This is a genomic window from Streptomyces sp. NPDC006326 (assembly GCF_040612915.1).
In the GTDB taxonomy this organism is placed as follows: domain Bacteria; phylum Actinomycetota; class Actinomycetes; order Streptomycetales; family Streptomycetaceae; genus Streptomyces.
The window spans coordinates 296329-303362 of the sequence record NZ_JBEXRC010000002.1; the positions used below are offsets into that span (position 1 = coordinate 296329).

Consider the following 7034-nt stretch of genomic DNA (forward strand, 5'->3'; position numbering starts at 1 on the left):
CCTGCCGTTACTCCGGATTGCCGGTCGACACGGTCAGCGTGTACTCCGTGCCTTCCTTGTCGATCTTGTCTCCGGGGCGCGGGTTCTGGTCGAGGACGGTGTCCTTGCCGTACACGGCCTCGTCCTTCTCGACGATCTTGTACTTGCCGCCGGAGGCCTGGATGCACTCCTTCACCGACAGCAGGTTCTTGTAGCGCAGGTCGGGCGCCGTGTACTTCGTGGCGTCGCTGTAGTGCTTGGACGGGTCCTTGCACTTGGCCGGGTCGATCGTGCGCGAGATGTCCGGGCCCTTGAACCCGGCCTTGGCCGAGGCGGAGCTCGACGTGGAGGGGCTCGCGCCGTTGCCCTTGTTCTCGTCGTCGCCGTTCATCGCCACGGCCGCGATCAGTCCGCCCACGGCCAGCACGGCCACGGCGATCGCGCCCACGACGACCGGCGTGTTCCGCTTGCCGCCGCCCGCGGCCGTCGTGGCCGTGTTCGCCGCCGGGGAGATGGTGAACGGCGGCGGGGTCTGCGGCGCGTACTGCTGCTGCACCTGCTGCTGCGGGTAGGCGTAGCCGCCCTGACCGTGCGTCTGCGGCGGCGGCGTGGGGGCGTACGGGGACGGCGTCGGGGCCGGCGCGTACGGCTGCTGCACCGACTGCTGGGGCGACGGCGGGAAGCCGGAGTCCAGCGGCGGGAACACGGCCGAACCCACGCCCGCACCGCTGCCGCCCGTGTGGGCGCCCGGGACGATGGCCGGGGCGCCGGCCTGACCGGCCGACAGCACCCGGGTGACCTCGTCGTGCATGGCCGCCGCGGTGGGGAAGCGCTCGTTCGGGTTCTTCTTCAGGGCCCGCGCCACGAGCGCGTCCATCGCCGGGGTGAGCGAGCGGTTGATGGAGGACGGGGCGACCGGCTCCTCCTGGACGTGCGCGTACGCGATCGCCAGCGGCGAGTCGGCGTCGAAGGGGATCCGCCCCGTCAGCAGCTGGAAGAGCATGATGCCGACCGAGTACAGGTCGGAGCGGGCGTCGACGCCGCGCCCCAGTGCCTGTTCGGGCGAGAGGTACTGCGGCGTGCCGACCACCATGCCGGTCTGGGTCATCGAGGTGACCCCGGACTGCATGGCCCGGGCGATGCCGAAGTCCATCACCTTGACCACGCCGCGCTTGGTCACCATCACGTTGCCGGGCTTGATGTCGCGGTGGACGAGCCCCATCTCGTGGCTGGTCTCCAGCGCCGCGAGCACGTCGGCCGTGACCTTCAGCGCCTTGTCGGCCGGCATCGCCCCGTACTGGCGGATGTCGGCCTCCAGGACGGAGCCGAGCGGCTGGCCCTCCACGTACTCCATCACGATGTACGGCATCACCGCGGCGTCGCCCGCGCCGGAGGCGAAGGTGACCTCGCCCTCACCCGTATCGAATACCGAGACGATGTTCGTGTGCGACAGTTTCGCAACAGCCTGCGCCTCACGGCGGAACCGCTCACGGAAGGACTGTTCCCGCCCGAGTTCGCTGTGCAGGGTCTTGATGGCGACCTGGCGGTCGAGCGCCGAGTCGTACGCCAAGTAGACCGACGCCATGCCTCCCGCGCCGAGCAAGTCCCTTAGCTGGTAACGGCCACCGGCCAGAGAGCCGCCCGCGTACTGGCCCTGAGTGCCGTCCTGGCTCATGACTGTTGCTTCCCCTCGGGATGTGTCCCTACGCGTCTGGCTGAGCGCATGTCGCGCCCAGTCTGCCGGAGGGCAAGCACACGTCAAGCCGGGTGCCCGCTTCGTGACCACACGGCCACCGCACGCCGATGTCCGAACGGCGACCTGTTCCGAGGCTGTAGCGTGCATCGGAGCACACGAAAAGGACCTACCGCTGAGCGGCGGCCGAGAGAGACGACGGCGAGGACTGATGGCACCCGAACCCGAGGGAAACGGCGCCGGGACGGCCGAGGGTCCTGAGCATTGGGGAGCCGGCGGCCTGGTGGGCGACGGCCGCTACCGGCTCACCCACCGGCTGGGGCGCGGCGGCATGGCCGAGGTGTTCGCCGCCGAGGACGTGCGCCTGGGCCGGACCGTCGCGGTGAAGCTGCTGCGCGCCGACCTCGCCGAGGACCCGGTCTCCAAGGCCCGCTTCACGCGCGAGGCCCAGTCGGTCGCCGGGCTCAACCACCACGCCGTCGTCGCCGTCTACGACTCCGGCGAGGACAGGGTCGGCCCCAACACGGTCCCGTACATCGTCATGGAGCTGGTCGAGGGCCGCACCATCCGCGACCTGCTGATCAGCGCCGAGGCCCCCGGCCCCGAGCAGGCGCTGATCATCGTCTCGGGCGTGCTCGAAGCGCTCGCGTACTCCCACCAGCACGGCATCGTGCACCGGGACATCAAGCCCGCGAACGTCATCATCACCGACGCCGGCGCGGTGAAGGTGATGGACTTCGGCATCGCGCGCGCCCTGCACGGCGCGCAGTCGACGATGACCCAGACCGGCATGGTCATGGGCACCCCGCAGTACCTCTCGCCCGAGCAGGCGCTCGGCAAGGCCGTCGACCACCGCTCCGACCTGTACGCGACCGGCTGCCTGCTGTACGAACTGCTGGCGCTGCGGCCCCCCTTCACGGGCGAGACCCCGCTGTCGGTGGTCTACCAGCACGTGCAGGACGCGCCGGTGCCGCCGTCGCAGCTGCCGGAGGGCCACCACATCCCGCAGGAGCTCGACGGACTCGTCATGCGCTCCCTGGCCAAGGACCCGGACGACCGGTTCCAGAGCGCCGAGGAGATGCGCGGGCTGGTCCAGTACGCGCTCCAGATGCTGCACGACCAGGGGGCGAACAGCGGCACCTGGAACACCGGCCCGGTCACCATGGCCCTGCCGCACGGCCGCGGCGGCGCACCCACCACGGCGATGCCCGCGGGCCCCGGCGGCGGCCCGCAGCAGTACGCGGCGCACTCGACGACCTCGCAGTTCCAGCAGCCGATGGTGCCCCCGCTGAACCCGGACGACGGCTCGGCCTTCCCCGGCGGCGGCCAGTACGACACCCGCGGTCTCGCCCACGGCGGGGGCCAGGGCGGCTACGACGGCTACGAGGGGTACGAGGACCGGGGCGGCAGCCGCTGGAAGCTGTGGCTGTTCGCCGTCCTCGCGGTCCTGGCCGTCGCGGCCGGCGTGGCGTACGCCGTCAACTCGGTGGGCCACAAGGGGAAGAACGACAACAACCCGCCCGCCGTCCAGAGTTCCTCCAGCGCACAGGGCAGCGCCCCGGAGAGTCCGCAGAACACGCCGTCGCACGAGAAGTCGAACTCCCCGCGCTCCTCGGAGGACTACACGCCGTCGCCGTCCTACAGCCGGTACTCGCCGAGCCCGAGCCCCTCGCCGTCCCTGTCGAACAGCCCGTCGCCCTCGGTGTCGAAGTCGAGCCCGGCGCCGACCAAGTCGGCGCCGTCGCCCACCAAGAGCCACTCGGCCCCGGTGGACCCGCCGAACCTGGGCCAGGGGGACGGGGAATGACCCCCGGGCGGCGCGCCGGGGGTCAGGCGCGCCGCTGCGCCTGGAGGCGGGCCACGTAGGCGGCTGCCTGCGAGCGGCGCTCCATGCCCAGTTTGGACAGCAGGCTGGAGACGTAGTTCTTGATGGTCTTCTCGGCCAGGTGCAGCCGCTCGCCGATGACCCGGTTCGTCAGGCCCTCGCCGATCAGGTCGAGGATCCTGCGCTCCTGCTCGGTGAGGTGGGAGAGCCGGTCGTCGCCCCTGCCGCCGCTGCCGTCGCGCAGCCGCTCCAGCACGCGTGCGGTGGCGACCGGGTCGAGCAGGGACCTGCCGGCGGCGACGTCCCGCACGGCGCCGAGCAGCTCGTTGCCGCGGATCGCCTTGAGCACGTAGCCCGAGGCGCCGGCCATGATCGCGTCGAAGAGGGCCTCGTCGTCGGAGAACGAGGTCAGCATCAGGCATTTGACGGAGTCGTCCTGCGAGCGGACCTCGCGGCAGACCTCCACGCCGCTGCCGTCGGGAAGGCGTACGTCGAGGACGGCCACGTCGGGGCGGGCGGCGGGAATACGGGCCAGGGCTTCCGTCGCGGTGCCTGCCTCGCCGACGATCTCGATGTCCTCTTCGACCGACAAGAGCTCATATACGCCGCGTCGTACCACTTCGTGGTCGTCCAGGAGGAATACCTTGATTTTTCCGTCTTCGCGCACGAACTCAGTTTCACACATTCACCCCTTCCCTGCCGCGGTTACCCGGGATAACGTGCCGTTGTTCCGGCCCCCTGCAAGGCTGTGACCAGTGCTTGTTCCCGGCCTGGCGGATTTACTTGGAAATCCAAGCAAAAACGCAGGTCAAGTGGGGTTTCGCAGTTGTGCGGCGCACTGGGTAACGTGCATTGCGCAGGGCACTTGCCGGGGCACCTGTCACGCCTGGATCCCGTACTGCGACGCGCACCCACCCCGTGCGCGGGTACGGATCAGGTGAGCCGCACTGGACCCCGGAGAACCCGGGAGCCGGACCGACGGAGGAGCACACGTGACCGTGGAGAGCACTGCCGCGCGCAAGCCGCGACGCAGCAGCGGCACCAAGCGGGCGGCAGGCGCGGCGAGCGCCCGCAAGACCGCCGCTGCCACCGCGCAGAACACCGAGCCCCAGCTCGTACAGCTGCTGACGCCCGAAGGGGAACGGCTCAGCGCCGCTGATCATCCTGAGAACGCAGAGTTCCTGTCCTTCGTCGAGGACATCACCACCGAGGACCTGCGCGGGCTCTACCGCGACATGGTCCTGACCCGCCGCTTCGACGGCGAGGCGACCGCCCTCCAGCGCCAGGGCGAGCTGGGCCTGTGGGCCTCGCTGCTCGGCCAAGAGGCCGCCCAGATCGGCTCCGGCCGGGCCCTGCGCGACGACGACTACGTCTTCCCGACCTACCGCGAGCACGGTGTGGCGTGGTGCCGCGGCGTCGACCCGACGAACCTGCTCGGCATGTTCCGCGGCGTGAACCACGGCGGCTGGGACCCGAACACCAACAACTTCCACCTCTACACGATCGTCATCGGCTCGCAGACGCTGCACGCGACCGGTTACGCGATGGGCGTGGCCAAGGACGGCGCGGACTCCGCGGTCATCGCCTACTTCGGCGACGGCGCGTCCAGCCAGGGCGACGTGGCCGAGGCGTTCACCTTCTCGGCCGTCTACAACTCCCCCGTGGTGTTCTTCTGCCAGAACAACCAGTGGGCGATCTCCGAGCCGACCGAGCGCCAGATGCGCGTGCCGCTCTACCAGCGCGCCCAGGGCTTCGGCTTCCCGGGCGTCCGCGTCGACGGCAACGACGTGCTGGCCTGCCTCGCGGTGACCCGCTGGGCGCTGGAGCGGGCGCGCCGCGGCGAGGGCCCGACCCTGGTCGAGGCGTTCACCTACCGCATGGGCGCGCACACCACCTCCGACGACCCGACGAAGTACCGGCGGGACGAGGAGACGCAGGCCTGGGAGGCGAAGGACCCGATCCTGCGCCTGAAGACCCACCTGCTGGCGAGCGGCGGCGCCGACGAGGCGTTCTTCGCGGAGCTGGAGGCGGAGAGCGAGGCCCTGGGCAAGCGGGTGCGCGAGGTCGTGCGCGCCATGCCCGACCCCGACACCATGGCGATCTTCGAGAACGTCTACGCGGACGGGCACGCGCTCGTCGACGAGGAGCGCGCCCAGTTCGCGGCCTACCTCGCGTCCTTCGAGGAGGGTCACTGATGGCTGTCGAAAAGATGTCGATCGCGAAGGCGCTCAACGAGTCGCTGCGCAAGGCCCTGGAGACGGACCCCAAGGTCCTGATCATGGGTGAGGACGTCGGCAAGCTGGGCGGTGTCTTCCGGATCACCGACGGCCTGCAGAAGGACTTCGGCGAGGAGCGGGTCATCGACACCCCGCTCGCCGAGTCCGGCATCGTCGGCACGGCGATCGGCCTGGCCCTGCGCGGGTACCGGCCGGTCGTGGAGATCCAGTTCGACGGGTTCGTCTTCCCGGCCTACGACCAGATCGTCACGCAGCTCGCGAAGATGCACGCGCGGGCCCTGGGCAAGATCAAGCTCCCGGTCGTCGTGCGCATCCCGTACGCGGGCGGCATCGGCGCGGTCGAGCACCACTCGGAGTCCCCCGAGGCCCTGTTCGCGCACGTCGCGGGCCTGAAGGTGGTCTCCCCGTCGAACGCCTCGGACGCCTACTGGATGCTCCAGCAGGCGATCCTCAGCGACGACCCGGTGATCTTCTTCGAGCCGAAGCGGCGCTACTGGGACAAGGGCGAGGTCGACGTCGACGCGATCCCGGACGCCCTGCACGCGTCGCGGGTGGCCCGGGAGGGCACCGACCTGACCCTGGCGGCGTACGGGCCGATGGTGAAGGTCTGCCTGGAGGCGGCGGCCGCGGCGGCCGAGGAGGGCAAGTCGGTGGAGGTCGTGGACCTGCGCTCGATGTCCCCGATCGACTTCGACGGGCTGCAGGCGTCGGTGGAGAAGACCCGCCGGCTCGTCGTGGTCCACGAGGCGCCGGTGTTCCTGGGCGTGGGCTCGGAGATCGCCGCCCGCATCACGGAGCGGTGCTTCTACCACCTGGAGGCGCCGGTGCTGCGCGTCGGCGGCTTCCACGCCCCGTACCCGCCGGCCCGCCTGGAGGACGAGTACCTGCCGGGCCTGGACAGGGTGCTCGACGCCGTCGACCGCTCGCTTGCGTACTGAGGAGAGCGTTCCCGTGACGATCCGCGAATTCAAGATGCCCGACGTGGGCGAGGGCCTGACCGAGGCCGAGATCCTCAAGTGGTACGTCCAGCCGGGTGACACGGTCACCGACGGGCAGGTCGTCTGCGAGGTGGAGACGGCGAAGGCGGCCGTGGAGCTGCCGATCCCGTTCGACGGCACCGTGCACGCGCTCCTCTTCGAGGAGGGCACCACCGTCGACGTCGGCCAGGTCATCATCTCGGTGCAGACCGGGGGCGGCGACACCGCCGGCGCCGCCGGTACGGAGGCTGCCGGGGCCCCGGCAGCCGCGGCTGCTCCGGCTGCCGCCCCGGCCGAACGGGGGTGCGGGGGGGGGGGAAGAG

The 7034-nt window shown here is 70.8% G+C and carries 6 protein-coding genes; 4 read left to right on the forward strand and 2 right to left on the reverse strand.

All coding sequences use genetic code 11. From position 1 onward, the window contains the following. Positions 1–7: 7 nt before the first annotated feature. Entirely contained in the window at positions 8–1654 is a 1647-nt protein-coding gene (locus tag ABZ128_RS03060) for a protein kinase (RefSeq protein ID WP_356845698.1), read from the reverse strand. A gap of 229 nt (positions 1655–1883) precedes the next feature. Here ABZ128_RS03060 and ABZ128_RS03065 point away from each other — a divergent pair, with 229 nt between their 5' ends. Beyond that, positions 1884–3479, forward strand: a complete 1596-nt coding sequence (locus tag ABZ128_RS03065) for a protein kinase (RefSeq protein WP_356845699.1) — start codon at positions 1884–1886, stop codon at positions 3477–3479. 22 nt (positions 3480–3501) lie between these two features. Here the strand turns inward: ABZ128_RS03065 and ABZ128_RS03070 are convergent, their stop codons facing one another. Continuing rightward, entirely contained in the window at positions 3502–4164 is a 663-nt protein-coding gene (locus tag ABZ128_RS03070; protein ID WP_356845700.1) for a response regulator transcription factor, read from the reverse strand. A 325-nt stretch (positions 4165–4489) separates the two neighbouring features. On the opposite strand from ABZ128_RS03070, the gene pdhA reads away from it, so the two are divergent. The 3 genes from pdhA to ABZ128_RS03085 all read left to right on the forward strand — a co-directional run. Next, positions 4490–5692, forward strand: a complete 1203-nt coding sequence (pdhA, locus tag ABZ128_RS03075; protein WP_356845701.1) for a pyruvate dehydrogenase (acetyl-transferring) E1 component subunit alpha — start codon at positions 4490–4492, stop codon at positions 5690–5692. Then, the gene (locus tag ABZ128_RS03080; RefSeq protein ID WP_356845702.1) at positions 5692–6672 is read left to right on the forward strand and encodes an alpha-ketoacid dehydrogenase subunit beta; all 981 of its coding nucleotides are present in this window, start codon (positions 5692–5694) and stop codon (positions 6670–6672) included. The genes pdhA and ABZ128_RS03080 overlap by 1 nt, the downstream gene beginning before the upstream one ends. A 34-nt stretch (positions 6673–6706) precedes the next feature. After that, positions 6707–7034, forward strand: a 328-nt coding sequence (locus tag ABZ128_RS03085; protein ID WP_356845725.1) for a biotin/lipoyl-containing protein, incomplete at its 3' end; no start/stop codon positions are given.